General features: G+C 42.0%; 24 protein-coding genes and 1 riboswitch. Of the genes, 15 read left to right on the top strand and 9 right to left on the bottom strand.

Annotation, left to right across the window (positions count from 1 at the left end; all coding sequences use genetic code 11):
- The first annotated feature begins 20 nt into the window (after positions 1 to 20).
- Positions 21 to 1,157, top strand: coding sequence for a hypothetical protein (locus AC04Q1_RS25360; RefSeq protein ID WP_478367334.1), 1,137 nt, complete (start codon positions 21 to 23; stop codon positions 1,155 to 1,157).
- A 60-nt stretch (positions 1,158 to 1,217) separates the two neighbouring features.
- Positions 1,218 to 2,201 carry a hypothetical protein gene (locus AC04Q1_RS25355; RefSeq protein ID WP_478367333.1) on the top strand — a complete coding sequence of 328 codons (984 nt, stop codon included), beginning with the start codon at positions 1,218 to 1,220 and terminating at the stop codon, positions 2,199 to 2,201.
- 247 nt (positions 2,202 to 2,448) lie between these two features.
- Here the strand turns inward: AC04Q1_RS25355 and AC04Q1_RS25350 are convergent, their stop codons facing one another.
- From AC04Q1_RS25350 to AC04Q1_RS25340, 3 genes are read right to left on the bottom strand one after another with little or no spacing between them, the layout of a single operon-like run.
- Complete coding sequence (locus AC04Q1_RS25350) at positions 2,449 to 3,069, bottom strand: rhomboid family intramembrane serine protease (RefSeq protein ID WP_478367332.1); 621 nt, start codon at positions 3,067 to 3,069, stop codon at positions 2,449 to 2,451.
- A gap of 4 nt (positions 3,070 to 3,073) precedes the next feature.
- Positions 3,074 to 4,813 carry a M14 family zinc carboxypeptidase gene (locus tag AC04Q1_RS25345; protein WP_478367331.1) on the bottom strand — a complete coding sequence of 580 codons (1,740 nt, stop codon included), beginning with the start codon at positions 4,811 to 4,813 and terminating at the stop codon, positions 3,074 to 3,076.
- Positions 4,814 to 4,843: 30 nt separating this feature from the next.
- Positions 4,844 to 5,575, bottom strand: coding sequence for a hypothetical protein (locus AC04Q1_RS25340; RefSeq protein ID WP_478367330.1), 732 nt, complete (start codon positions 5,573 to 5,575; stop codon positions 4,844 to 4,846).
- Positions 5,576 to 5,634: 59 nt separating this feature from the next.
- Here AC04Q1_RS25340 and pepT point away from each other — a divergent pair, with 59 nt between their 5' ends.
- Positions 5,635 to 6,888, top strand: coding sequence for a peptidase T (gene pepT / locus AC04Q1_RS25335; protein WP_478367329.1), 1,254 nt, complete (start codon positions 5,635 to 5,637; stop codon positions 6,886 to 6,888).
- 63 nt (positions 6,889 to 6,951) lie between these two features.
- Here pepT and AC04Q1_RS25330 read toward each other — a convergent pair whose 3' ends face one another.
- Entirely contained in the window at positions 6,952 to 7,281 is a 330-nt protein-coding gene (locus AC04Q1_RS25330; RefSeq protein ID WP_316848407.1) for a hypothetical protein, read from the bottom strand.
- Between the two features lie 147 nt (positions 7,282 to 7,428).
- Between AC04Q1_RS25330 and AC04Q1_RS25325 the strand changes: the two genes are divergently transcribed.
- The 3 genes from AC04Q1_RS25325 (at position 7,429) to AC04Q1_RS25315 (ending at position 9,594) form a co-directional block, all read left to right on the top strand.
- Positions 7,429 to 8,295, top strand: a complete 867-nt coding sequence (locus tag AC04Q1_RS25325; RefSeq protein WP_478367328.1) for an aldose 1-epimerase family protein — start codon at positions 7,429 to 7,431, stop codon at positions 8,293 to 8,295.
- 106 nt (positions 8,296 to 8,401) lie between these two features.
- The gene (locus AC04Q1_RS25320; protein ID WP_478367327.1) at positions 8,402 to 8,833 is read left to right on the top strand and encodes a DoxX family membrane protein; all 432 of its coding nucleotides are present in this window, start codon (positions 8,402 to 8,404) and stop codon (positions 8,831 to 8,833) included.
- A gap of 335 nt (positions 8,834 to 9,168) precedes the next feature.
- Positions 9,169 to 9,594, top strand: coding sequence for a VOC family protein (locus AC04Q1_RS25315; RefSeq protein ID WP_478367326.1), 426 nt, complete (start codon positions 9,169 to 9,171; stop codon positions 9,592 to 9,594).
- 22 nt (positions 9,595 to 9,616) lie between these two features.
- On the opposite strand, the gene AC04Q1_RS25310 is transcribed toward AC04Q1_RS25315, so the two are convergent.
- Entirely contained in the window at positions 9,617 to 10,183 is a 567-nt protein-coding gene (locus tag AC04Q1_RS25310) for a Crp/Fnr family transcriptional regulator (RefSeq protein ID WP_316846544.1), read from the bottom strand.
- A 182-nt stretch (positions 10,184 to 10,365) separates the two neighbouring features.
- Here AC04Q1_RS25310 and AC04Q1_RS25305 point away from each other — a divergent pair, with 182 nt between their 5' ends.
- On the top strand, positions 10,366 to 11,028 hold the full coding sequence (locus AC04Q1_RS25305; protein WP_478367325.1) for a DUF1349 domain-containing protein: 663 nt from the start codon (positions 10,366 to 10,368) through the stop codon (positions 11,026 to 11,028).
- Between the two features lie 88 nt (positions 11,029 to 11,116).
- Here the strand turns inward: AC04Q1_RS25305 and AC04Q1_RS25300 are convergent, their stop codons facing one another.
- Positions 11,117 to 12,415 (bottom strand): leucine-rich repeat-containing protein kinase family protein, encoded by a 1,299-nt coding sequence (locus AC04Q1_RS25300; RefSeq protein ID WP_478367324.1) that lies wholly within the window; start codon positions 12,413 to 12,415, stop codon positions 11,117 to 11,119.
- Positions 12,416 to 12,481: 66 nt separating this feature from the next.
- Positions 12,482 to 14,068 carry a ribosomal protection-like ABC-F family protein gene (gene abc-f / locus AC04Q1_RS25295; RefSeq protein ID WP_478367323.1) on the bottom strand — a complete coding sequence of 529 codons (1,587 nt, stop codon included), beginning with the start codon at positions 14,066 to 14,068 and terminating at the stop codon, positions 12,482 to 12,484.
- Positions 14,069 to 14,480: 412 nt separating this feature from the next.
- Positions 14,481 to 14,569: riboswitch (TPP riboswitch) on the top strand.
- 62 nt (positions 14,570 to 14,631) lie between these two features.
- Between abc-f and thiS the strand changes: the two genes are divergently transcribed.
- From thiS to moeB, 7 genes are all read left to right on the top strand, one after another.
- Complete coding sequence (gene thiS / locus AC04Q1_RS25290; RefSeq protein WP_478367322.1) at positions 14,632 to 14,835, top strand: sulfur carrier protein ThiS; 204 nt, start codon at positions 14,632 to 14,634, stop codon at positions 14,833 to 14,835.
- A 78-nt stretch (positions 14,836 to 14,913) separates the two neighbouring features.
- Positions 14,914 to 16,797: a phosphomethylpyrimidine synthase ThiC gene (gene thiC / locus AC04Q1_RS25285; RefSeq protein WP_478367321.1), complete on the top strand. Its 1,884-nt coding sequence runs from the start codon at positions 14,914 to 14,916 to the stop codon at positions 16,795 to 16,797.
- A gap of 6 nt (positions 16,798 to 16,803) precedes the next feature.
- Entirely contained in the window at positions 16,804 to 17,406 is a 603-nt protein-coding gene (locus AC04Q1_RS25280) for a thiamine phosphate synthase (protein WP_478367320.1), read from the top strand.
- 11 nt (positions 17,407 to 17,417) lie between these two features.
- Positions 17,418 to 18,053: a thiamine phosphate synthase gene (locus AC04Q1_RS25275; RefSeq protein ID WP_478367319.1), complete on the top strand. Its 636-nt coding sequence runs from the start codon at positions 17,418 to 17,420 to the stop codon at positions 18,051 to 18,053.
- A gap of 11 nt (positions 18,054 to 18,064) precedes the next feature.
- A complete protein-coding gene (locus AC04Q1_RS25270) occupies positions 18,065 to 18,829 on the top strand; it encodes a thiazole synthase (RefSeq protein ID WP_478367318.1) in 765 nt (254 codons plus the stop codon).
- The gene (gene thiH, locus AC04Q1_RS25265; RefSeq protein ID WP_478367317.1) at positions 18,822 to 19,946 is read left to right on the top strand and encodes a 2-iminoacetate synthase ThiH; all 1,125 of its coding nucleotides are present in this window, start codon (positions 18,822 to 18,824) and stop codon (positions 19,944 to 19,946) included. The genes AC04Q1_RS25270 and thiH overlap by 8 nt, the downstream gene beginning before the upstream one ends.
- Positions 19,940 to 20,971, top strand: coding sequence for a molybdopterin-synthase adenylyltransferase MoeB (gene moeB, locus AC04Q1_RS25260; protein WP_478367316.1), 1,032 nt, complete (start codon positions 19,940 to 19,942; stop codon positions 20,969 to 20,971). Before thiH ends, moeB begins: the two co-directional genes overlap by 7 nt.
- A 105-nt stretch (positions 20,972 to 21,076) precedes the next feature.
- Here moeB and AC04Q1_RS25255 read toward each other — a convergent pair whose 3' ends face one another.
- Both AC04Q1_RS25255 and AC04Q1_RS25250 read right to left on the bottom strand, forming a co-directional pair.
- The gene (locus AC04Q1_RS25255) at positions 21,077 to 22,099 is read right to left on the bottom strand and encodes a hypothetical protein (RefSeq protein WP_478367315.1); all 1,023 of its coding nucleotides are present in this window, start codon (positions 22,097 to 22,099) and stop codon (positions 21,077 to 21,079) included.
- Positions 22,096 to 22,452, bottom strand: a complete 357-nt coding sequence (locus AC04Q1_RS25250) for a hypothetical protein (protein ID WP_478367314.1) — start codon at positions 22,450 to 22,452, stop codon at positions 22,096 to 22,098. The genes AC04Q1_RS25255 and AC04Q1_RS25250 overlap by 4 nt, the downstream gene beginning before the upstream one ends.
- Positions 22,453 to 22,844: 392 nt before the next feature.
- On the opposite strand from AC04Q1_RS25250, the gene AC04Q1_RS25245 reads away from it, so the two are divergent.
- Positions 22,845 to 25,940, top strand: a complete 3,096-nt coding sequence (locus tag AC04Q1_RS25245) for a DUF6493 family protein (protein WP_478367313.1) — start codon at positions 22,845 to 22,847, stop codon at positions 25,938 to 25,940.
- Position 25,941 lies beyond the last annotated feature (1 nt).

The raw sequence follows: 25,941 nt of genomic DNA, 5'->3' as shown, positions 1-25,941 counted from the left end.
TTAACGCAACTACCACTGCTATGAAAAACAATTCAAGATTACATTATTTTATTTATTTATCCTTAATAATTATTGGAGGATGTTCCACAGGGAAAAAGGCTTTACAAAAAGGAGATTATGACGCCTCCGTTTCTAAAGCTGTAAGCAGGCTGCAAAACTCGCCCAAAAATAGTGAAGCCCTGCAGGTGCTAAAAACGGCGTACGATTTGGCTATACAGGATCATCTAAGAAAAATTGAAGAGGCTAAAATGTCTAACGATTTATTCAGATGGGAATCGGTGATGTACGATTATCAGAAGATCAATCAACTGGCTGATGATGTCAATAGCTGCCCAGCTTGCTTAACAATTGTTCCGGGTCCAAAAAAATATATTAACGAACTTGCGGAAAGTAAATACAATGCCGCTGCGGCGAGGTATAACTCCGGTTTGGGTTATTTGAGGGAAAACAACCGCCAATCGGCTAAAAAAGCCTATTACGAATTTGAGAAAACGCAAAATCTGCAAGTAAATTATAAAGATGCCAAAGCCAAAATGGAAGATGCCTATTGGGCAGCAGTAACCAGGGTTGTTGTTCAGCCGATTATTGTAAACAGTAGCACTTACAAATTAAGTGGTGATTATTTTCAACAACAGATTGATCAGTTTATCGGAAATTATTCGAGAAATAAGTTTGTTATTTTTTATGGTGAAGCGCAGGCTACCGATCAGAAAATTGTTCCCGATCAGGTATTAAGCTTAAACTTCGACGATTTTGTGGTCGGCCAAACCTATGTAAAAGAAAGGGTTGAAAAATTAAAACGCGATAGTGTAATTATCGGCGAAACCCGCGATAGAAAACCGGTGTACGGTACGGTAAAAGCCACTTTAAGTATTTTTGAAAAAAATATCTCATCGTCTGGTTTATTGGATATGAGCATTACCGATTGGAAAACCAGAAAGCTTGTCCACCAAAAAAAGTTTCCGGGAACTTATGTGTGGAAAGACAGTTGGGCAAGTTATAAGGGAGACGACAGGGCTTTAAGTAAACAACAATTGGCTATAACCAAAAGAAAAGAAATACTTCCGCCACCACCAAGTGCCTTGTTCTTGGAGTTCACCAAGCCGATTTATAACCAGCTGGTTGACGATATCAGTTATTATTATAATAATTACTGACAGGTAAGGTTGTAATCCCTGCGTTAAAATAAATTATCGGTGCAAAGCCCTAAAAATATAATGGCTAATATTGCAGTGATGAATACCGGCTTATACAATCCTTTCCAAAACTTCGATTTTTTATATAAAATCTGCTTTTTAAGTGGTAAAACTTTTAACTCTCCTGTTATTCAGGTTCCTTTGATCCCAAAATGGTTATTGGAACAGGCCGGTTTAAGTGGTGAAGAGCAGATCCAGTTTTTGGACGAAAGTATCCGCTCCTATAATACTTTGGTTATCCCGGTAAACAGTGAGGTAAACGAACAGTTTTTAACTCCGCTGGAGGATAAGATCGAAGCGGCTTTTGCAACAGGCTACGATGCCGTTTCTGCACTGCCCGAGCTGGATCTCTTTAACTGGATCGGCAAGTTTTTATATGGCTTTGTGTATATCGAAATGCATTCGGCTTTACGTAAAGAGATGACTGCCGACGGTTTAAATATGTCGCAATCGCTAATGATGAAATTTGCCAACCTGAATTTCATGATGCAGAACCTGTACACCAGTTTGGAGTTCGAAGATTTTTCGCCATGGTCGATCACGGTAGTGAAATTAGAAAATGGAGAAACACCATTTAGTTTCCGCGATGAGATTAATACCTTAACTTTCTCTTTAAAAATGAAAGACTTTGGTATTATCGTCTGTTTGCAGGATAATGGCACCAACAAACGTTATCATCAGGATATCATCAACGAAATAAAAGGGAAAGCTTTAACCGCCGAACAGTTTGAAGAGTTAAGTGCCCGTTTTTATTATTCGGCTTATCTGTTTAACCGTTTGCCCGAATATACCTTTATGCCGGTAGAAGGCACCATCTACATCGAAGCCATGCCTTTGCGTGGAAACATGACCAAACCCCTTTTCGATGTTTGGCAGCATAAAATATATGCACAGGTATTGGAGAATTTCTGGAAACCCTGGGGTTATGTGGTTTTCGAGATTATTAAAAATCCTGATGAGCCAATGAGTTTCTTCGAGAAACCGTATTTGCCTACTGCAGGGTAGTTTCTTTTATCATTAAGGGATAAGAACATTAAGGTGATTTCTCATTATTCGAATGTGGAATTACTATATGTGCTTGTTATATTCTGCTTTTCGCATTTGGGTAACCGTGATTTAAGCTGTGTTTATTAATGTTTTTAGTTTCTTTGTTTAACGAGATCGTCACAATGTCACGAGACTTCGGGGTAAGCATCTATCTTGCAAAAAGACCCTGAAATAAATTCAGGGTGACGGAAAAGTCGAGAGTAAATTAAATCCCCAGTTTTGTTCTAATGATGGTGAAAAAATTCTCCAAGATACCTGGTACAAAAATGATCGTAAAGATCAGACCAGTTAGTGCGCCAAATAAGTGGGCATCGTGATTGATGTGGTCTCTTGCATTACGTGAAGCATAAGCGCAATAAAATAAGTACAATACTCCAAAAATGATAGCAGGTATTGGAATGGGAATAAACATCAGGTACAGGCCTGTTAATGGGTTATATAGTATAAAACTGAATACTACTGCGCTAATCGCCCCTGATGCCCCTAAACTATTGTAGTTAAACGTGTCCTTATGCTTAAAAATAGTTGGAAGATCGCTTAAAACCATCGCAACAAAGTACATTAATCCAAAACGCCAGCTTCCCATCATGCTTTCAAGTTTGAAAGCAAAAGCGTAAAAGGTAAACATATTAAAAAATAAGTGCATCCAGTCAGCGTGGATCAAACCACTGGTTATAATCGTATAAATATTCCTTCCCTTTGATACCGTGTATGGATGCAGCATAAACTTCCCGTAAAGCGAATGATCGTAGAACGCGTAAAGGCTGGTGATGATGGTAAAAACAAAAATTACCGAGGCAACTGGTGCGATATTGAAGTATTCCATTGGGTTATTTTAAATCAAGTTTTACGTCTGTAACCAAACGGGCTACCGGATATCTGTTGTGTGTTTTTTCGTAATAATCAGAATTTTTATACACAAATTCAAGTTGTGCAGCGCCATTCTTGGCAAATTCGGCATCCGATGCCTTTTTAGCCTCCAGTTTGTTTTTTAAATCCGGATTGTTTTTAAGCAGTTCTGCTGCGGTATCTTCAAAAACGTAAGCCGAATAATGTTCTTTCATGTCCAAAATAGAATCGAAGAAATTCCAGTTGAAAAATGAATCGGTAGCCTGTGGTTCTAATGTTTCCACAATGTAACGGTTGGTTGGCTGGTTTACATATACTACAAAATCGCCTGCATAATACTGTAAATCCTGTTTTACTGCATTTAGCTTTACCGCCGAGTGTAGGTAGTGCCCTTCATAAGGTCGGGCTCCGGTTTTAAAATCTCCGATATAATAACTTTCTACCTCAATTTTCTGGTCAGCTTTAATCTCCTGAACCTTAACATTATTCAGTTTAAGCAAAGCAATTACACTGTCCCAGGCCTTTGGAATGATGTAAGCAACAGGTTTTTGTACAGTGGTTGCCGGCTCGAACTTGTTCCACTCTTTAATCGTTTTGGTGTAAGGTTTGCTGCGGTCATAATATAAGCGATCTGCACCACTCACTTTACTTGGCTTTTGCCCATCTTCAAAACCTTTAAAAGTTAAATCGTTTACCTCTGTTTTGTTTAATTTCCATTCTAAAGGGAATTCCTTTTGCACGGCAACAAACTCGTCTGCCTTACGCTTGTTTACTCCGATAGTTTTGGCATCACGTTCTACTATATCCACATAGGTTTGCAATAATTTATAAGTGGCATCTACGCGTAAATCGTACGATTTTAACATGTGTGTTTCGGGCATAAAGCCAATGGTATTGTGTAGGGTTGTATACCCTGTTGAATAGCGCGGTGGGTCAATAAATCCCGTTATTCCGGTTTCCGGGGTTTCGCCGATCGAGTTTACATAAGGGATCATTGGATAGCCCACTTTCTCCATTCCTGTATACAGATCAGGTACTAATGTTTTGGTTAAATAACCCGAAAGAATCGCATTCAGTTTATCTTTTTGGGTAGGGATAAGCGTCATTACGTATTGGTAATCTGCTCCATTACTCGTGTGCGTATCAACAAATATTTCAGGCTGCCAGGTATTGAAAATCAGTTGAAATGCAGCAGCATTCTTAGAGTCTGTTTTAATGAAGTCGCGGTTGAGGTCGAGGTTTTTGCTATTGCCCCTAAAACCATAGGCAACAGGTCCGTTTTGGTTTGCCCTTGAGGTGCCTGTACGGTTAAAACTTCCATCGATATTATAAAGTGGAATGATACAGATCACCACATTTTTTGGGAGTTTGTTGGCTTTAAGCAGATCGCGGGCCAGCATCATCGATGCATCTATGCCTTCCGGTTCGCCCGGATGGATCCCGTTATTGATCAATAAAATCCGTTTATCGTCCTTTCTGAGCACCAATGGATCAAAAATCTTATCCCGCGACAAAACCAATAGATGTAATGGCTTTCCAAAATCTGTATTTCCATAAGTTAACATCCTGGCTTCCGGATAGGTTTTAGCCAGGTTTTTATAGTAAGATATTGCAGCAGTGTAAGTTGTGGTTTCCATCTTACCACTTAATTCGAAAGGCGTTTTTTGTGCGGCAACTTTTAGTTTCATGGACAGCAAACAAAACACAATGAGTTTTCTCATGCCTTAAATCTAAGAAATGAAAAGCTATTATTAAAGCGTTTTGTGGTAAACTCTAATCTTCCCAAACATGTATTTAAAACCAATGGTGTAAGTGTTATAAACATCGGGAGAATTGTTTTTAAATTTACTGCTCGGATCGTTATATCCATCCAAACCTTCACCAAAGGTAAAATTCGATTGTGCATTGATGTTGATTATATATCTCATATAACCATAGCCATCATTGATATAATAATTAAACCCGAAATTTATCGGTACCAACAGGTTAAGACTTTTATCTTCTCCAGGAAAAGGGCCATATCCCGGGTCGTAAGCGGCCCAGCTTGGCTTGTACCGTACAATTTGGGTAATGTTATTGTTGATTACGCCTAAGCCTAAACCTGCGTATAGCCCTCTGATATTGTAAAGGAATTCGCTCCTGTCGTAATTAACAAGCTCTCCCAACATCAATTTTGCATTGGCAGAAATAGCCATATATTGATTCGTAAATTGACGGTTGTGCGGATCGGTTTCAATATCTCCACCCTTAACCTTTCCCAACTGGCCTTCTAAACCAAGGGTTACAAATGGAGTAACATGATAATCAATAACACCATAAGCTGTGTAGCCATAACTTCCTTTATACACATCGGTATAAGATTTGTTTATTCCTCCACCAAAGCCGTACGACATTCCGAAATAGTTGGATTGTGCAAAAGAAAAACTTCCAATAGAAACAAGCAAAAGGGTTATATATGTAGCTCTCCGCAAATTAAAAATCATATTGTTTTTTTACAAAAATAATATGTTTATCGAATATCTATAACTTTTACCTTTGAATTATGAGCACTTATACCAACTTTAACAAATCTTTACAGCAAAGATTTATAAAATATGCCAAGATCGATACCCAATCAGATCCCAATTCCCCAACCTGTCCATCAACATTAAAACAAAAGAATTTAGGCAGGGAATTGGTTCAGGAATTATTAGAAATGGGCATTTCTGATGCAGAAATGGATGATAATGGATATGTGTATGGGACTATCCCATCAAATACGGCCAAACAATTGCCCGTCATTTTCTTCTGCTCGCACATGGATACTTCACCTGATTGTAGTGGAGAAAATGTGAAGCCGATTATTCATGATAAATATCAAGGGCAGGATTTAATTTTGCCAGATGATAACAAAATAGTGATCAAATTATCCGATCACGAAGACTTAAAATATCAAATCGGCAACGACATTATCACGGCAAGCGGTACAACATTATTAGGGGCCGATAACAAAGCAGGTTTGGCAGAAATAATGGAGGCAGCTTCTTTTTTGATGAAAAACCTGGATGTAAAACATGGAGCCATTAAAATTCTTTTCACCCCGGATGAGGAAATAGGCCGAGGCGTGGATAAAGCCGATTTAAAAAAGCTCGGTGCCGATTTTGGCTATACGATCGACGGAGAAACATTGGGTTCTATCGAAGATGAAACCTTTTCTGCAGATGGTGCCAGCCTTAAAATTTATGGTGTAAGTACCCACCCAGGCTTTGCAAAAGGGAAAATGGAAAGTGCCATTAAAATTCTCGCCGAAGTTTTAGATTCATTACCAAAAGATACCTTAACGCCTGAAGCCACCCATCAAAAGGAAGGTTTTATCCATCCGGTAAGCATAAACGGACAGGTAGAAGAAGCTGAAGCGCAATTTATCATAAGGGATTTTACTGATGAAAAACTTGCTGAACATGGTCATTTCCTGGAAGAAACCGTAAAGAAAGTGATCGCTAAATATCCAAAATCAACCTATTCCTTAACCATTAAAGCACAATACCGGAACATGAAACAGGTATTGGATCAGTACCCAAAAATTGTTCAATATGGAATTGAAGCGATCGAAAGAGCGGGAGTGGTGGCTAAACAGCAAAGTATCCGCGGAGGAACCGACGGCTCACGCCTTTCTTATATGGGCTTGCCTTGTCCGAATATTTTTGCCGGGGAACATGCATTCCATAGCAAACAGGAATGGGTAAGCGTACAGGATATGGAAAAAGCGGTACAGACCATTATTAATATCGCCTGTATCTGGGAAGAACGTACTTAGTTTGGAGTTGGGGGTTTGGAGCTGACGGGGGGCAAACTCAAAGCCCAACTCAAAGTTCCAAACTCAATAAGAAGCTTGCCCGATATCCAGTCTGTCTATTTTTCCTTCTTTATTGACCTGAAATTTAAAGTAGGTTTTAAAATCGCCCCATTGGTCGGAGTGAAAGTGACCGTAAACATCCAGTCCATTGTTTTCAACTTTATCTATACAGGTAAAACGCTCGTGACCTAAAGCCTTTTTAAAGAAATTGTTAAATTTCATCTGGTTACCATCATCAAAGAAGGCGACTTCCAGGGCAAAGAGTGGAAACCATATTTTTTCATCTCCTTTTTGTAAGGCAGTTATAGCAGCTTTCACTTTTGGGTTTGATAATTTTGTTAGGTCTATCGCCATGGTTTTTTGATTTTGAGCGGATTAAATACACTGGGTATTACAAATAAACAGCGCCTTAAGCTTCTTGTAAACTTAGGCTTTAGGTGGTGATCAAATTTAATAAAAAAGATGTTTTTAAAGCACATCTTTTTGTTAATTTAGAGGGCAATGATAACTCTCGAGAACGATTATATAAAAGTTAGCCTGGCGGCTAAGGGCGCAGAACTTCAAGGCTTATTTAGCAAAGAAACCCAGCTGGAATATTTATGGAATGCCAACCCGAAATATTGGGCAAAACATAGTCCTGTTTTATTTCCCATTGTAGGCTCCCTAAAAAATAACAGTTTCAACTATCAGGGAAAAAGCTATGAATTACCCCGTCATGGCTTTGCCCGCGATCATGTTTTTAATTTCGAAAAGATAAGCGAAACGGAAGCCGTTTTTACCTTAACGCAAAATGAAGATACCCTAAAAGTGTACCCTTTTTATTTTGAATTGAAGCTGTGGTACCGGTTAGTCGACCGGAAACTGAATCTAACCTACGAAGTCATCAATACCGGTACGGAAGAATTGCTGTTTTCAATAGGGGCTCATCCGGCATTTGCGGTTCCCAATACACCCAATAGCGTATACGAAGATTATTACCTCGCTTTTAATACCGACGAGAGGTTGACTTTCTGGAAACTGGAAGATGGTTTAGTGGCTGATGAAACTGAGGCTATCGAGCTGGGGAGCCATAAATTAAACCTTAAACATGAGCTTTTTTACAACGATGCACTGGTTTTTAAAACCTTGCAGAGTAACTGTATCAGTTTACTGAATACCAAAAATGATTATGGCCTGCATTTCCATTTCGAAGATTTTCCTTTTTTCGGCATTTGGGCCGCTACAGATGCACCTTTTATCTGTTTAGAGCCTTGGTGTGGGGTTGCGGATGGCGTTCACCACGATCAGGAATTAATACACAAGGAAGGCATTATCAAGCTCGATGCTGGTGAAGGCTGGTCGCGTTTTTGGGAAGTAGAGTGTTTTTAATTTGTCCAATTGGTGCTGCAGCTTCATTTCTTAACCTAGATTAAGAAAATTGTGATTGATAGGCGCTACCTTGTCTACTTTCTACATAAATTAAGCTGTTGACAAGATGAAAAATACACCACACTTTGCGCAATTATTTCTAAGACTCGCTTTGGGCATAGGCTTTATCCTTCCTGTTATGGACCGTTTTGGGTGGTTAGGCGCACCGGGATCGCCAACAGTGGGTTGGGGCAGCTGGGCGATGTTTTTAGATTATACCAATTCCCTTATGCCGTATTTGGCAAGACCAGCTGCTAATGCAATGGCTATTGTTGCTACAGCTGGTGAGTTAATTTTTGCGGTATTACTGATTATTGGTTATAAAATCAAACTGGCCGCTATTGGCAGTTTTTTGCTTACCCTTGCCTTTGCGCTTTCTATGCTGGTTTTTGCGAATTACAGGGCGCCATTTAATTATTCGGTTTTTGTAGTGAGCGCATCAAGCCTATTATTGGCCACCTTGCCTAGTTATAAGTGGAGTATTGATGATGGTAAGTAGTTTTGAAGACCAGGCTATATTCTGTTTTTGTTTTTTGGGGAGATCTGATCGATAGCAAAAAAAACACGTCCTTTTTAAGGACGTGCCTACTCAAACTATAAATTATTATTGGATGGTTGAGAACGAATTCAAATAATTGTTTAATACCCTGATACAAATATGATTAAAGAGAATTGAATTATCTTTGTTCAGTTTTATTCATCCGGAAGCGATCGGTTTTGTGATCGTAAATATTGATTAGCCCTGCGTCAAATCTACCCTCAAATTTGTCTCGTCCGCACCCTTTTTGTCATTTTTAACTGCTGTAACTTAGTCTAAACAAAACAGATATCATTATGGCAACCATGCACCCTTACTTAAACTTCGATGGCAAGGCCGAAGAAGCTTTTAATTTTTACAAGTCGGTTTTTGGTGGAGAATTTATATTCTTTGCAAAAATGAGCGATGCACCTGAATCTGATCAATTATCTGAAGCAGAAAGAAACCGCGTAATGCACGTGGCTTTACCCATTAATGAGCATACCATTTTGATGGCTTCAGATTGTGTACCTTCTTTAGGGCATGTGCTTAAAGAAGGCAACAACATGTATATCAACATCAATGCCGAAAGCCGCGAAGATGCCGATCGTTTGTTTAATGGCCTTTCTGCTGGTGGCAAAATCGAAATGCCTATGGAAGATATGTTCTGGGGCGACTACTTCGGCAGTTTTAAAGATAGGTTTGGCATCCAGTGGATGGTTAACTTTGGAAGTTATAAATAGACTAAATTCCTTATTATTTTCTTTATAGAGATAAACGGCTTAAAGTTTCCCTGGTTACACCCAGATAAGAAGCAATAAGGGTTTTCGAAATTCTCTTTTGTAAAGATGGGTATTGATTGCGCCATTGTTTATAACGCTCGCCCGCATTATTACTTAGCAGCGCCAGTACCCGTTTTTGCAAAGCCATATTGCCAGTGGTGTACTTTTTCCTGAAAAAGTATTCCATTTTTCGTGAAGATGCACAAAGTTTCTCCTTGTTTTCGAAAGAGATGGAGAGGGTTTCGGTATCTTCAATACAATCCACATTCAACGTAGCCGGCATCCCGGTATTAAAAGCATTTGGATCTGAAAACCACCATTCTTCCATCGCCAGCTGTAAAATGTATTCTTTGCCCTCATGGTCGGTATAGGAAGACTTTACAATTCCTTTCACCACAAAATGTTCGCAGCTGCTTACATCGCCTGCCTGAATAATGTATTGGTGCTTTTTATATCTCCGCCTGGTGAAAAAAGATTCGGCATGTTGAAATTCTTCATCTGTTAAACAAACGATCTGATCTATATGCGCCCTTAAAAAATTTGTTTCCATGTTTCTGATGCAACAAAACAAATGTACTGTTTATTGCAGATTTATAAACCTGTTGCAATTATCCTTAGCCAGTAAACGTGATAATGGTCACGTTAAAATAGTGATGTATGTCCTTTACAAAAGTTGATGCTTGTATTAAGTTTGCAAAACACAAACACACAAAACCAACCACTAACACACAAATGAAACTTAAATTACTTCTATTAATGGCTCTGGTAGCCGTATTAAACACACAGAGATTAGCTGCCCAGAGCCTCGCCAAAATGAACTGGTTTAACGAACCTGAGAAATGGGAAATCAAGGATAAAAACACATTCAGTATGTTTGTGCCAGCCAAAACAGATTACTGGCGCATTTCGCATTATGGCTTTACTGTTGATGATGCCCCTTTTTATTATGCCACCTATGGTGGTGAATTTGAGGTGAAAGTAAAAATTACCGGAAACTATGTAACCACCTTCGACCAGATGGGGTTAATGCTCCGTATTAATGAAGAAGAGTGGATTAAAGCTGGGGTAGAGTTCGTAAACGGTAAACAAAATGTAAGTGCAGTGGTTACCCATAAAACCAGCGACTGGAGCGTAGTGGAGTTGGCACAGGCACCTGCATCCATCTGGATGAAGGCCGTTAGAAAGCTTGATGCCGTTGAGATTTTCTATTCATTGGATGATAAAAAATATACGATGCTCCGTACCTGTTATTTTAAGGATAATACCCCGGTAATGGTTGGCCTTGTGGCGGCTTGCCCGGATGGTAAAGGCTTTAACGCCACCTTCGAAAATTTCAAAGTAACCCCTACTCCCGATCAGCGCAGGTTAGATTGGGCGAAAAAACAACAGAACTAAGATGGATTAACTTTATGCATTGTCAGCCTGAGCTTGTAGAAGGACAGCCAAAAGGTTTTCGTTAAGCTCAGGCTGACAAATGTTATGATCAAACCTTAGCCAGTGCATCAACCAGATCCTGAAAACCTGGACGGTTTAAAGGAATCGTATCTAAACAACTATCTCTAAGTTCGCCAAGTATGGTTAAAGTACCTTCGTGTGGCTTATTACTTAACGATAACAGATCATCAAGCAGGTAGCCATAGGCACTCACTTCAATCCGCTCTAACGCGAAAGCCAGCTCAACAGCTGTTTTATCGTAAAAACTTGCCGCACCAAAATCGCCAAATAGGGTACTACCCTCCTCATCAATCAAGGTATTGTGTGCATACAGATCGCCATGCATAATGCCTGCCTGGTGCAATTGTGCCGCTAATGAGGCTATGGTTTTGGCAATATTCAGTATCTGTTTTTCTGATAACCGCATCTCCGGAGAAAAAACATCCCTGGTGCAGCTCTCTAAACTTGGTGGATTACCCAGGTTATAAAAGTGATGCGGGATCAGATCCATCACCAGGCCCTTTTTATCTTCAGGATGCAGGGCAATCTGTCCGATCAGGTTCACGAGGCCAGGGTGGTAACCTGCAGCAATGTAGGCAGTCATCTCATCCTCTGGTAAACCATCACTGGTTACATTACCCTTAAATATTTTAACAGCCACTTCACTGGTTTCGTCGCCAATGGTTCTGTTGGCTTTAGAAATAATGCCCGATGCCCCCTCGCCCAGCAGGTGGCTGATTTCTAAATCATGCCAGTTGATTAAAGAGAGTTTTTCGACAGCGGGTGTTTTGCTGAAATTATTCCCAGAGAAGGCAATCCACGATAGTTTTGGCATCGCGGCCAGCCATTGGGGTAATTCATGCAGTTTATTGGCCGCTATCCGCAATAGGGCTAAGTTTTTGCAGTTGCTCAGTTCTTGGGGCAATGTTGCCAGGCGGTTCCCCGATAACATCAGCTTTTGCATACGTGTACAACGGCCGATTTCTTCAGGCAGTTCGGCGATATTGTTATTGGTTAAAATCAACCAGCGCAGATTCTTGTTGAGCGACTTTGCAGGCACGGTTTTAATCTGGTTCGATTTAAAACCTACAATATCCAATAAAGGGCAATCGGCCAATACTTCCGGTAAAACCGTAAACAGGTTTTCCGAACAAAAGAAAATCTTCAGTTTCTTTAAACGGCCAAAATCTGCCGGGAGTGTATTCAGTTTATTAAAGGATAGATCGAGCACCTCCAGTGTATCGGCCAGCTCAAATATTTCGTCTGGAAAATCGGAAAGATCTTCAGAAAGTTTTAAGGATACTGCTCCTTTAAGTTTACCGCTTTGAAGTGCTAACAGGCTTTGCATGGGTTACGCTGGTTTAATCGTCAGAAACGAAGGTAAGGGTATATGGATCATTTAATGAAAGATTAACTATAAATCGATGCTATCCGCTACCTGTATCTGTTGTAGGAAATATTCATCGTGCGATACCACCAGTAGTGTTCCGCTGTAGTCGTTAATCGCTGTGGTTAAAATCTCTACATTCTGGATATCCAGGTTATTGGTAGGTTCATCCAGGATAATCATATCGGGCGATTGGTTACTGATGGTTAAAGAACAGAGGATCAAACGCATTTTCTCTCCACCGCTTAAGGCCGAACAGGGCTTGTTCCAGTCGGCTTTGCCAAATAAAAACCGGTTTAGGCGGATCTTGATTTCATGTTCCTGCAAAACACCGGAATTGTACTGTTGCGCCTGTTCGTATACGCTGAGCGTATTATTGATCAACGAATAATCCTGGTCGATATACATCGCTTGAATAGCTGCTTTACTGATCGATCCAATTGAAGGCTGAAGCACGCCTAAAATGGTTTTGATTAGCGTGGTTTTACCCGAACCGTTCCGGCCTTTGATTACCAGACGTTCGCCACTGAAAATCTGGAAGTTTAGCGGCTGTTCCCAGAGCATCTGGTCTTGATAACCGAAATTAATTCCCTTCGCTTCAACAATTGTTTTGCCTTTATGGAGCACAGTTATATCAAAGCCTATTTTCATTTGATCTACATCGGGCAATGCCGAGCGGAGCTGTGTCAGTTCAGCAGAAATATGGCCGAGCTTTTCGGCATGTACACCTTTCATCCTGGAAGTGCTTTTTTCGGCTTTGTTCTTTAAAGTATTCATCGAAATGGTGGGTAAGCCTGCCTTTTCCTGTTTCTTCTTGCCCCGGGCATCAAGCTTATGCTGCCGCTCCAAAGCTTCGCGTTCAACTTCTTTGGCTTTACGCAGCGCTTTTTCACTAGCCTTTACTTCCCGGTTTAAAGCATCACTTTCAATCTTTTTCTGGGCGGTATAAGAATCGTAATTTCCTCCATAAGCGGTTAAACCTCTTGAACTAAGTTCGCAAACCTGATCAATGAGGTTGAGTAAGGTGCGGTCGTGACTTACCACCACAACAGTATCTCTGGTCGATCGGATATAATGGTATAATTTGTTTCTGCCCTCTAAGTCCAGGTGGTTGGTAGGCTCATCGAGCAAAACAATCTCTGGCCGATGAATCGAAATACCGGCCAGGAATACACTGGTTTTTTGTCCGCCGCTTAAACTTTCCATTTTTTGGTTTAAATCGAGTCCATCTAAGCGCCAATGGCTTAACGCTTCATGGCAACGTTCTTCTATCGTCCAGTCATCATTTAAGAGGGTTAGGTTTTCATCTGTTACCTTGCCGTTCAGGATTTCATTTAGTGCCTTTAGTTTGTCTTCAATCTTAATGGCTTGGGCAACCGTCAACTCATTAAACTGCCCAAAAAGCTGCGGAACATAATAAGGTGTTGCTTCAGCTTTTACCTGTCCGCTGGCAGGCATAAGTTTACCGGCCAAAATTTTTAAAAGTGTCGATTTTCCTGCGCCATTGTGGCCAATCAGTGCAATTTTATCGTGTTTATTAATGGCGAGATTTAAGTCCGAAAACAATAAATCCCTATTGGGATGGCTATAGCTAAGCCCTTGCAGAATAAGCATAAATTTCTTTTTATTGGTAAATAATTGCAAAAGCGGTATCGCTCTGCCTGTTATCTATTTTCTGAAAAGAAATTAATCTTACATGGAGTGGGGGATCTTGGTGATGATGCAAAGGTAAGGAAAGTTTTGCGTTTTGAGAAAGGCATATGGCGGGGATAGGTGGATTAGTTATCGAAACGGATCGTCATTTCGGGGTATAGAGCAATCTTAATCGGTAGCGATCATTGTTAGATTGCTTCCCCGAAGAGCTGGAACAGACTGTCGCTTGAAGAAACCTTCTCGCCATGATAACAACACAAAGAAATTGGGTTCTCTAAAATCCTCTTGTCGTTTCTATATGAACAATAATATCATATAGATTTTATCTATATTAATTTTTATTTGCAATAGAAATTTAATCCTATATATTTACAAAAAACTTTAGGGGTGCCGCCGTGCTGAGAAATACCCTTTGAACCTGATGCAGTTAGTACTGCCGAAGGGAAAAGTGAAAGCAATACCATTGCTGTCTTTTCGATCCCCGTTACGGGGCAATCTCTATAGTTTTTCCAATTTTTTAAAATATGGAAATAACGATAAACAATCAAAATCATTCGCTAAACGAAGCCTGTTCTATCGAACAGCTATTCGCTAAAGTACTGCTTTTAGATACCGATGGCCTTGCCATAGCGGTAAACCAAACCATCATTCCCAAATCGGGCTGGACTACACACCTGTTAAATCCAGGCGATCAGATCATACTCATCAAAGCCACGCAGGGGGGGTGATTGAATGAGTGAGTTACAACTCATTCAATCATTCTCTAATCCCCTCATTCAGTAATTTATTCATTCTATCATTTACATATGAAACAAGAAAAAACCCCGAACCAGGAAGTCATCAGCCGCAGCCCTTTTCCGGCATCGCGCAAAATCTTTGTGCCCGGAAAAATCCACGATATACAGGTGGCCATGCGCCAGATCAGTTTAACCGAAACCAAAATCCACAACGGCTTTGGTCTAACCGAAGTTAATCCTCCTGTAACTGTCTACGATACCAGTGGCCCCTATACCGATCCAAATGCCCTGATAGATGTTAAAAAAGGACTGCCACGCTTAAGGGAACAATGGATTAAAGACAGGCAGGATGTGGCAGAACTCGCTCAACTCTCTTCTGCCTATGGGCAACAGCGCCTGGCCGATGAAAAACTCGACGCTTTGCGCTTTAACTTCACACATAAGCCTTATAAAGCGCAACCGGGCACCAATGTATCACAAATGCATTATGCCAAAAAAGGGATAATTACCGCCGAGATGGAATATATTGCCATCAGGGAAAACCAGCAGATTGATTTGCTTCACGATCAATTGGGCAATCAGCATGAAGTAATGAACCACCAGCACCAGGGCAATAGCTTTGGCGCCAATACCCCAAAAGGATACATCACGCCCGAGTTTGTGCGGGCAGAGGTGGCTGCCGGAAGGGCGGTGATCCCTTGCAACATCAATCACCCCGAACTCGAACCAATGATTATCGGCCGCAATTTTCTCGTGAAAATCAATGCCAATATCGGCAATTCGGCCGTTACCTCCACCATCGAAGAAGAAGTAGAAAAAGCGGTATGGGCCTGCCGCTGGGGAGCCGATACCATTATGGATCTATCAACCGGAAAGAATATCCACGAAACCCGCGAATGGATTATCCGCAACTCACCGGTTCCCATCGGCACCGTACCGATTTATCAGGCCCTGGAAAAAGTAAACGGCAAAGCTGAAGACCTCACCTGGGAAATCTTCCGTGATACCTTAATTGAGCAGGCCGAACAGGGTGTAGATTATTTTACCATCCATGCCGGGGTTTTGCTCCGTTATGTACCCTTAACGGCCAAAAGGATTACAGGCATCGTTTCGCGCGGCGGATCGATAATGGCCAAATGGTGCCTCGCGCATCATAAGGAGAATTTCCTGTATACCCATTTTGAAGAAATATGTGAGATCATGAAAGCTTACGATGTGGCTTTTTCGTTGGGAGATGGCTTAAGGCCAGGCTGTATTGCCGATGCCAATGATGCTGCACAGTTCTCTGAACTCGAAACCCTTGGCGAACTCACCAAAATTGCCTGGAAACACGATGTGCAGACCATTATCGAGGGCCCCGGGCACGTGCCGATGCACCTGATTAAAGCCAATATGGAAAAACAGCTCGACCATTGTGGTGAAGCGCCATTTTATACTTTAGGTCCCTTAACCACTGATATTGCACCGGGTTACGACCACATTACTTCGGCCATCGGTGCCGCCATGATCGGTTGGTACGGAACGGCGATGTTGTGTTATGTAACCCCTAAAGAACATTTAGGACTGCCCAATAAAAAAGATGTAAAAGATGGTGTAATTACCTATAAAATAGCTGCCCACGCGGCTGATTTAGCCAAAGGCCATCCGGGGGCGCAATACCGCGACAATGCCCTGAGCAAGGCCAGGTTCGAATTTAGATGGGAAGACCAGTTTAACCTGTCGCTTGATCCTGATACTGCAAAAGAATTCCACGATGAAACCCTTCCGGCAGACGGCGCCAAGATTGCCCATTTCTGTTCGATGTGCGGCCCTAATTTCTGCTCAATGAAAATTACGCAGGATGTACGCGAATATGCCGCAAAACAGGGCGTAGATGCTGAAGATGCCTTGACAAAAGGTATGCAGGAGAAGTCGAAAGAATTTACCGAAAAAGGAAGCGAAATTTATTCTTAAGCCACAGTGGAACTAATCGTCATCGCCAAGCCAGGCATTTTTAAGGAAGAAAGCCATCTGGTCAACCAGCTTTTCGAAGCAGGCTTACAGGTGTTTCACCTGCGTAAGGAAAACGCCGGCGAAGCCAGCTACAGAAAGATTATTGAAGGGATTTTACCCGAATATCATCCGCAGATCGCTTTACACCATTTTCATTCGCTGGCCAACGATTACAACATCAACAGGATCCATCATACCGAGAGTTTCAGGAAGAGCAACAGTGATCAGGTTTTGGATGGAAACAAGATATTCAGTACTTCCATCCATCAGTTATCAGCTATTGACGATATCCGGCAATACGATTACTGTTTCTTTGGACCCGTTTTCAACAGCCTTTCTAAACCGGGTTATTCAGGTGTTATCCCTTCAGGTTTTCGCCTGGAAAAGAAAATTGGCCAATCTAAAGTCATCGCCCTTGGAGGCATCGGTTTAAGCCAAATTGATGCGGTAAAAGAAATGAATTTTGATGGTGTGGCCTTATTAGGTGCGGTCTGGAACGATGCTTCGCAAGCCTTAAATACCTTTAAAAGAGCACAGGCCCAATGCCGGCTTTACACTCAGAATTTTTAAAAAACACAAACATGATTCAGCCCTTACAATATATATCGCAAGCACCCCGAACAGGCACTCATTTGGATGCCATTAAGCAGGTACTCCAGGCTGGCGGAAAATGGATCCAGCTCCGCATTAAAAACCAAGCGGAAGCCGATATCCTGCCTTTTGCACAAGCCGCACAAGCTTTGTGCGAGCGTTATGGCGCCAAACTTATCATAAACGACTACCCGCACCTGGCCAAAGCTGTGGGCAGTTATGGCGTGCATCTGGGGTTACAGGATATGCCCATTCTGGAAGCCCGGAAAATCATTGGCCCTGGGCAGATTATCGGCGGGACGGCCAACACCTTCGAACATATCCAACAAAGGGTAGCCGAAGGTGCCGATTATATTGGTTTAGGTCCTTTCCGTTTTACGCGTACCAAAGAAAACCTGAGTCCGATTGTGGGTTTGGAGGGCTACCGCAAATTAATGGAAAAAGTAAAACAGGCCGGTATCAACACACCCATTGTGGCCATTGGAGGTATCGAGCCAGCAGATATTCCGGCGATACTCGAAACCGGAATTTACGGAATAGCCATTTCGGCAGCGCTCACCAACCAGATACAAACTGCTGCGGTTCTTGATGAAATCAACAGCAAATTTAACATCCATTCCCTTTAAAAATTACAGATATGTTAACTATAGCAGATCAAACTTTTAGCTCCCGCCTCTTTACCGGAACCGGAAAATTTAGTTCCGCCAGGCAGATGGAAAATGCCTTAATTGCCTCGGCTTCCGAACTGGTTACCGTTGCCCTTAAAAGGGTGGATCTAAAAGGTAAGGACGATGATATCCTGCACCATCTTAAACATCCACACATTAACCTGTTGCCCAATACTTCTGGCGTACGCAATGCGAAGGAAGCTGTTTTTGCCGCTCAGCTCGCCCGAGAAGCCTTGGAAACCAATTGGATCAAACTCGAAATCCACCCCGATCCAAAATACCTGATGCCCGACCCGATCGAAACACTTAAGGCCACCGAAGAACTGGTTAAACTGGGTTTCGTGGTGCTGCCTTATATCCATGCCGACCCCGTTTTGTGTAAACGTTTGGAAGATGTAGGCACTGCTGCGGTAATGCCCTTAGGTTCGCCCATTGGCAGTAACAAGGGTTTAAGGACCATTGACTTTTTAGAAATCATTATCAGCCAGAGCAGGGTGCCCGTAATTATCGATGCGGGCATAGGTGCACCATCTGATGCGGCAAAAGCCATGGAAATTGGTGCCGATGCTGTTCTGGTGAATACCGCAATCGCCATCTCCAAAAATCCGACCGATATGGCCACCGCATTTAAACTGGCCGTAGAAGCCGGTAGAATGGCATTCGAAGCTAAACTTGGGGGCCAGCAGCATTATGCCACCGCCAGTAGTCCACTAACCGCATTCTTAGATGAGTAGTTTTAACACAGTATTCGAATCCTACAACTGGGACGATACCAAAGCCAGTATTTACGGTAAAACAGCGGCCGACGTAGAGCGGGCACTAAATAATCCGCAACGGAGCCTGGAAGATTTTAAGGCCTTGATTTCGCCTGCCGCAATGCCCTATCTCGAAGATATGGCGCAGATCAGCCAGCGTTTAACCTTAGACCGCTTTGGCCGCGTGATCCAGATGTACATTCCGCTTTATCTTTCTAACGAATGTAACAACATTTGCACCTATTGCGGCTTCAGTTACGACAATAAGGTACGGCGCAGAACCCTCAATCCGATGGAAATTATGCAGGAAGTGGCCGTTATCAAAGGCATGGGTTACGACCATGTGTTACTGGTTACTGGCGAAGCCAACCAAAGTGTACATACCGATTATTTTAAAAAGGTACTGGATCTGATCAGTCCACATTTTGCCCACATATCCATGGAAGTACAACCCCTGGATACCGAAGATTACGAAACGCTGATTCCTCATGGCTTAAATACCGTGCTGGTTTATCAGGAAACTTACCACCAGGACGATTACCGCAAGCATCATCCTAAAGGAAAAAAATCCAACTTTTTATACCGCTTGGAAACCCCCGACCGATTGGGGCAGGCAGGCATCCATAAAATGGGGCTTGGTGTTTTGATCGGACTGGAAGACTGGCGGACTGACTCTTTTTTTACGGCCCTACATCTATCCTATCTCGAAAAACAGTATTGGCAGAGTAAATTTAGTATCTCCTTCCCCAGGTTGCGGCCCTTTAGTGGTGGTTTAGAACCTAAAGTGGTGATGAACGACAAAGAACTGGTGCAGCTGATCTGCGCCTACCGTTTATTCAACAGCGAAGTAGAACTGTCTATCTCTACCCGCGAAACCATGGCTTTCAGGAACCAGATAATCAAATTAGGGATTACAGCCATTAGTGCAGGCTCTAAAACCAATCCTGGTGGATATGAAGTAGAACCACAGTCGCTGGAGCAGTTCGAAATATCTGATGAACGCCCGGCGCATGAAATTGCGGCCATGATCAGGAAACAAGGTTACGAACCCATCTGGAAAGACTGGGATATGAGTTTAATCCATAAACCATGTTAGTAAAAGAAGAATTAAAGCGATACAACCGGCAGATGATCCTACCTGAACTAGGGCTTGCCGGACAGGAAAAGCTGAAGGTGGCTAAAGTACTGGTGATTGGTGCCGGCGGACTGGGCTGCCCAATCTTGCAATATCTCGCCGCTGCAGGAGTGGGCGAAATCGGCATTGTAGATGATGATGTGGTAGAACTAAGTAACCTGCACCGCCAGATTTTGTACAGCCATACCGATATTGGCCAGCCGAAAGCCAAAGTGGCGGTCGGGAAACTTGCCTTACTTAATCCCCATGTTCAGCTTAGGGCATATCACGAACGTTTTACCGCTGAACGTGCAATACACATTTGCGAGGCTTATGATCTGGTGATCGATTGTTCAGATAACTTTAGCACGCGTTACCTTGTAAACGATACCTGTGTAAGTTTGGGAAAAACACTCCTATTTGGCTCCATCTTGGCCTTTGAAGGGCAGGTTTCCATATTTAACCATCAAGGAGGGGCAAACTACCGCGATCTTTATCCGGCACCACCAACTGAAAATATCAACTGTGCAGAAGGCGGAGTGATTGGGGTTTTGCCTGGCATCATTGGTTTATACATGGCCAACGAAGCCATCAAAATCATCTGTGGCATTGGCGAAACCTTATCCGGTAAACTCATGACCATTGATGCACTGAACAATACCGTGATGGTATTTAACATCGCACCGGAAAAACAGGCACAAACCATTAAGCCGGAGCCGGTCAATCATCCGATCAAAGAGATCGGTAAAGCAGTTTTAGATCAATGGCTTTCCGAATCTGCAGATGATGTTTTCCTGATCGATGTACGGGAAGATTATGAACATGAAGAAGGCAATATTGGTGGCATCAACCTTTCGCTGTACGAACTCAGCGCCTCACTTGCCTCCATCCCGAAAGCTAAAAAAATAGTCTGTTATTGCCAAACGGGACAAAGAAGTAAAATGGCGGTGCAATTGTTGAATGGGCTCTATGAAGGGGAAGTGTACAGTTTGAAGGGGGGGATTTAGTTCCAGCTCCAAACTCAGAAGGTTAATTGTTTAAATCGGTTGACCGTACGCCAAACGCCTGGCTCCAAACGCACGCCCTTTAACTTACTCCAAATCCGCCTTACACTAAAAATCAATAGAGAAACCACCGCCCAGTACAAAACCCTTATCAAAATTTGGAGGAAGCTCACCCGCGGTATATTTTATAGCTACCTTGGTTTTAGTGCCGGGGCCTAAATTAATCTTAAGCAGTTTTTCTACCCTGATCATATAAAAATAATTCCAGTCTTTACCCGCGCTTTTTAGCAGGAGGTTGCGGTCGAGGTCGTAATACGAATCAAATAAAAAGGCAATCCGTTCATTTCCGGAGAATATGCCCGTTTCCCATTCGGCTTTAAGGTTTAACCTGTTCATAAATTTAGAATCTTCAAGCAAAGGAGCAAGACTGGTTTTATTCGCACCGGTTACATAATCGTAGCCCACCGACAAATCCAGCTGCCTGGGATTGTTGTTTTTGGCAGCCCTCAATAAACCAAAAGGAAAATCGAGGATTGCACTCAGGTAAGATGTGGATACCGAAAGCTGCGGACCAAATGCAAAATCGTAATTCCTGAAATCCTGTGTAGTTTCATGTTTTGCATGCAGGTTAAAGGATAGCCACAATGGCGAAGCCACCTGTGCCGCCAGGTTGCGCGCTTCTTCCACAAGAGGATCTTTTCCGGGAGGGAGTTCCGGGTCATCACCCGCAAGTGGATCTATTGTGCTGGGCGGGCCGAGATCTTTTCCCTTTACATGAAACAAAGGCTGTCCCTCTAATTTTATTTCGGAAATGAGGCTGCTGTTTTTGTTTTTCTCTTCCGCTACCGTTACGAAGCCCCTGCTACCCAACGATAAATTCAGCTTGTTGATTTTAGCTGGATCGTTGCCAAGTAGATTCTTGTCGAGTTGAAACTGGTAATCGATCCCGAAGGATCCTTTTTCCGGATCGATAAATTTAAGGTCGACCTTTAACCCATACCGATCGAACACTTTAAATGAACTGGATTCCTCCACAATACTTTTTTTTGTGGTGGTATCGGTACCATTGTTTTGTGCCACTGCCAGGCTTCCAAAACCCAGACAGGAGATCAATAATAAAGCCCGTTTCATTTAACTGTGGTTTTTGCAGGAGTCTTGTCGCTGGGGAAAACGGCCTTATCCGTCCAGGTATTAATCATCGTCTCATTGGTCTGCGTATTGTTATCCAGGTCGACCAGAATATCTTCAAGTGCCAGCGAAACGTTATAATGCGCTAAAATCTGATTAAAGTTATAGGCAAACCTGATTTTGGATCTTTTAATGGCATCGGGATCGATCCCCCAGTTCATGTCTTGTACCTTGGCCGCTAAAAATTCATCCCAGGCATCAAAGGGATTGACATCATCCATGGGGTTGTCGGATACACCAAAATAAGTACGTTTGATGAAACGTCTTTTCTTTTCCGTTAATTCAGATTCTTTCATAATGGGTTTGTTAGGGTTACTCAATACTTGGGATACAGTGTAAGTGAAGGCAGGCTTAAAAAGCAAACCTAAATTTACACATTATGTAGCTGACCATCAATACCAGATATTGGGTATATTGTTTTTGGTTTACTGGGCATTCGTTCACTGGTGATTGGTGATTGAACGTTGGTTATTGGTGATTGGCTCTTCCCCACCATCGTCCTTGCAAGGCCGATCCTTCACCGGACGAAGCAATCTCATTACGAAATCTTTTTCATCGCAAGGCCGGTTCCATCATCCATTTTCCATCGGACATCATTACTTCTAAGCTTCTCTTTTTAGAAAAAATTTGAATAGTTTAGCTATCGATAAATCAACGAAATCTCAAATACTCAAAGAATGCTTCCCGCATGAAAAAACACCTTAAATACATTGATGGCAGTTCAGATAAATTCTGGCAGATCGAAGTACTGAACAATACTTATACCGTTACTTATGGCCGGAATGGAACCAGTGGTACCTCACAGGCCAAAACTTTTGATGATGCCGATCAATGTTTAAAAGCCGCAGAAAAACTGCTGAACGAAAAAACCAAAAAAGGTTATTCCGAAACGGGCGAGGTGATAAACAATCAGGCGCCATCAACACCTGGAAAAAGTGGGGATAAAGATGTAGCCGAAATATTGAATGTTTACGACAACATTCTGAAAGAGAAAAATCTCATGGCGCTTTTACCTTTTCTACAGGAAAATGCCAAAGGAAATATTGAGGTGCTTAAAAAGCACATTAAGGCTAAAAAGCGTTATTGGATGGACTTTATCGACCTGAGTAAAGAACCACAGTTTAAAACAACAAACAATTATAGTTGGGGTACCAGGGGCGATGAAAAGTTAAAGGAAATTATTTCGCTTACTGCCATCGGTATACTGAGCAAAACAGATATTATGTCCTGGGATGAAACTTTCGGCATATTGGAAAAAGCGAAAGATCCCTCCATTTTAGCCATTTTGCAATGGGCGCAACCCGATTGGATTAATGCTTTTATTCTCGATAAAGTGAAAAAAAGCGAGTGGCGAAGTTTCAGCTATCCAAACCTGCGTTTTCTTGAAAGCCATGCTTTAATTAAACCAGAGCCCGAAATTTATACTTTGTGTTTGGCCAGTGCAAGCGAGTGGGTAACCAAAATGAAACCGAGAGCATTTATCCAATATATCCTGAACGATGAACTGGCCTATACACGTGATATACCACATTTATATGACTATGAAACCGGGATACAGAACAATCACTTCAGAGATCACGATACCGAGGCCTATAACGCATTTTCGATATGGGAGGTTATTTATAACTCCTTATTGCAGGATGGGAAACTGGATCGGCAACAGTTTATAGAGCAGGCCATTTTAATCCAGACCAAAGATTGGAACAACAATCTTAAATCTTTTTTCCGGAAAAGATTAAGCGATTTAAATCCCACAGCAGCTGAGCTGGTGCTTTATCAGGAATACCTTTTTGCCTGTTTACAATATGCTTATGCACCAGTTGTAAATGCTGCGGTAGATTGGATTAAACAGATTTATGAAGAGAAAAAGTTTAACATCAATTCTTTTCTCGATTGGCTCGAACCCTTGATGATGAGCAGCGACAATAAAACCGCCATCAAGAATATTTTGCCTGTTTTAGAGAAGCTGAATAAAGCGTACCCCAAATTAAATAAAAAGATCAGCGCCCTTATTGCTGATATTTATGTGGTGCCCGATCTTAACCTGCAAGAAAGGGCAAGTAAACTGCTGTTAAAAATAGCCGCACCAAAAGATACGGCATTGCGCGAAAAATTATCGGGTTATTCGGCCCTGATGTTGGGGAACGTACGTTCGGGTTTAAGCAGTTTGCTGGCCGCCGAGGATCTACTTGTTTCAGATGAGGCTTTAGCAACCTATCATTTTAACCCGCAACAAGAAAAGGTATTAAACGAAGTAATCGCACTGCCAAAGGATTGGAATGATGTGGTGTATTTATTCGGCAAATTTATTGCTTCAGAAGAAATAGCCGATGCCGAGATCCTACTCAATACCTATATCACCCAAAGGCATTTGTTCCCTGCCGATTATGCCAAACAACTGGCACCTTACGCACAACAGGTTGAAAAGAAATATTTTGAAAGTGTACATAAAACGTATATCGCCACATTCCTGCGCGAGAAAATAAAAAATATCGATTATGTATTTACCATCACACAAAATACCTATCACAAAATAAAAACCCTCTTGCTCATCAGGCCTTATTTAGATATGGTGCATAAAAGAATGGCCGGCAATGTTAAATTGCCCATGCTTTCTTTCCCTACGCACTATCCGTATTGGGTGGCGCCAAAAGTGCTTTTAGAAAGGTTAATTGCCTATCAGGAAAGTGAAGAAGAAATTAATGCGCTCGATTTAACCATCGCCATTGGCCGCATGCCGCGTGAGCAGGTAGATGAAGCAATCCCGCTTCTTGCAAAGCTTAACGGCGAGCTTAAACAACTCATGGCTTTTTGTCTGGGCACCACAAAAGATATTGTGGTTAAAACCGATAATATCTTTAATAAACTGTTCACCAAAATCGGAGCCTCAACAGATCCCGGCTTAAAAAGCGTGTGGGCCATGGCCTCCAGAACCTATTATCCCGATGAAAGCTTTCCTGTATTTAACGACACCTACCTCAAAGATTATCCGATGGCTGTAGCGCCGTTTAAACCTGAGATCAGGATTAAAGAAAAGTGGAACGAGTATATGAATTATCATACGAAGAAAATGGAACGGTCGCCATCCTGGTATGCCATTGAATTCAATTCGCCTGTTTATGTAAACACTCATGGTTATTTCCTTTTCAGTTTAGACCTGTTCGGAAGAAAAAACAGTTGGGAGCACATGATGAGTGGCGAAGGCAATGTGTATTACTGGAACAGCCTGATGCCGCAGAATAACGATGCGCTGAGCTGGTATATCCTGCGTTCCTCTTGCCAGCATGCCAGTGGAGGAGCTTCAGAACTTAAGGGTTTCCTCCATGTGATCAACAGTACGGGCTTCCGTTTTTCAGATATCTCGATGTTGGTTTTTGCCTGTATGTTTTTTATGGACAAAAAAGAGGTCCGTTTAATGGCTTCAGAGGTATTGATCAACCAGATTGAAAAGCAGATGATCGATCTGGATCTTTTGGCCACAAAACTCGCTTATTTAGCCTCGAATAAATATGGAGCCTTTTTACGCCTGATAGAAAGTATTGGCGCATTAAAAGATGTTTCTGCCTTGCACAACTCTGCTTTTCTGCAACTGCTCGAAGGTTTGTTAAAACACCTGGTTATTGCCGAAAAACTTCCCCTAAACTTTAAAAAACTGGTTGAACATTATGTGGATGTGCTTTACAAAACCAATCAACAGCCTGCTCCTGCAACCATCGCTTTTTTGGGGCGATGGAAAGACAATGCTTCCCTTAAGGGTTTAATTAAACAGATTATTACAGCATAAC

It is taken from the genome of Pedobacter humicola (assembly GCF_056490705.1).
Note: the sequence above shows the minus strand (reverse complement) of the source record. Positions and strands in the feature narration are given on the sequence as shown.

Bases quoted from the DNA above. Each gene is read 5' to 3' on its own strand.
- AC04Q1_RS25325 (WP_478367328.1), top strand. From the start codon at position 7,429: ATGATAACTCTCGAGAACGATTATATAAAAGTTAGCCTGGCGGCTAAG.
- thiH (WP_478367317.1), top strand. From the start codon at position 18,822: ATGAGTAGTTTTAACACAGTATTCGAATCCTACAACTGGGACGATACC.
- moeB (WP_478367316.1), top strand. From the start codon at position 19,940: ATGTTAGTAAAAGAAGAATTAAAGCGATACAACCGGCAGATGATCCTA.
- AC04Q1_RS25275 (WP_478367319.1), top strand. From the start codon at position 17,418: ATGATTCAGCCCTTACAATATATATCGCAAGCACCCCGAACAGGCACT.
- AC04Q1_RS25305 (WP_478367325.1), top strand. From the start codon at position 10,366: ATGAAACTTAAATTACTTCTATTAATGGCTCTGGTAGCCGTATTAAAC.
- AC04Q1_RS25315 (WP_478367326.1), top strand. From the start codon at position 9,169: ATGGCAACCATGCACCCTTACTTAAACTTCGATGGCAAGGCCGAAGAA.
- AC04Q1_RS25245 (WP_478367313.1), top strand. From the start codon at position 22,845: ATGAAAAAACACCTTAAATACATTGATGGCAGTTCAGATAAATTCTGG.
- AC04Q1_RS25345 (WP_478367331.1), bottom strand. From the start codon at position 4,813: ATGAGAAAACTCATTGTGTTTTGTTTGCTGTCCATGAAACTAAAAGTT.
- AC04Q1_RS25355 (WP_478367333.1), top strand. From the start codon at position 1,218: ATGGCTAATATTGCAGTGATGAATACCGGCTTATACAATCCTTTCCAA.
- AC04Q1_RS25310 (WP_316846544.1), bottom strand. From the start codon at position 10,183: ATGGAAACAAATTTTTTAAGGGCGCATATAGATCAGATCGTTTGTTTA.
- AC04Q1_RS25250 (WP_478367314.1), bottom strand. From the start codon at position 22,452: ATGAAAGAATCTGAATTAACGGAAAAGAAAAGACGTTTCATCAAACGT.
- AC04Q1_RS25350 (WP_478367332.1), bottom strand. From the start codon at position 3,069: ATGGAATACTTCAATATCGCACCAGTTGCCTCGGTAATTTTTGTTTTT.
- thiS (WP_478367322.1), top strand. From the start codon at position 14,632: ATGGAAATAACGATAAACAATCAAAATCATTCGCTAAACGAAGCCTGT.
- AC04Q1_RS25360 (WP_478367334.1), top strand. From the start codon at position 21: ATGAAAAACAATTCAAGATTACATTATTTTATTTATTTATCCTTAATA.
- thiC (WP_478367321.1), top strand. From the start codon at position 14,914: ATGAAACAAGAAAAAACCCCGAACCAGGAAGTCATCAGCCGCAGCCCT.
- abc-f (WP_478367323.1), bottom strand. From the start codon at position 14,068: ATGCTTATTCTGCAAGGGCTTAGCTATAGCCATCCCAATAGGGATTTA.
- AC04Q1_RS25270 (WP_478367318.1), top strand. From the start codon at position 18,065: ATGTTAACTATAGCAGATCAAACTTTTAGCTCCCGCCTCTTTACCGGA.
- AC04Q1_RS25320 (WP_478367327.1), top strand. From the start codon at position 8,402: ATGAAAAATACACCACACTTTGCGCAATTATTTCTAAGACTCGCTTTG.
- AC04Q1_RS25330 (WP_316848407.1), bottom strand. From the start codon at position 7,281: ATGGCGATAGACCTAACAAAATTATCAAACCCAAAAGTGAAAGCTGCT.
- AC04Q1_RS25300 (WP_478367324.1), bottom strand. From the start codon at position 12,415: ATGCAAAGCCTGTTAGCACTTCAAAGCGGTAAACTTAAAGGAGCAGTA.
- pepT (WP_478367329.1), top strand. From the start codon at position 5,635: ATGAGCACTTATACCAACTTTAACAAATCTTTACAGCAAAGATTTATA.
- AC04Q1_RS25340 (WP_478367330.1), bottom strand. From the start codon at position 5,575: ATGATTTTTAATTTGCGGAGAGCTACATATATAACCCTTTTGCTTGTT.
- AC04Q1_RS25255 (WP_478367315.1), bottom strand. From the start codon at position 22,099: ATGAAACGGGCTTTATTATTGATCTCCTGTCTGGGTTTTGGAAGCCTG.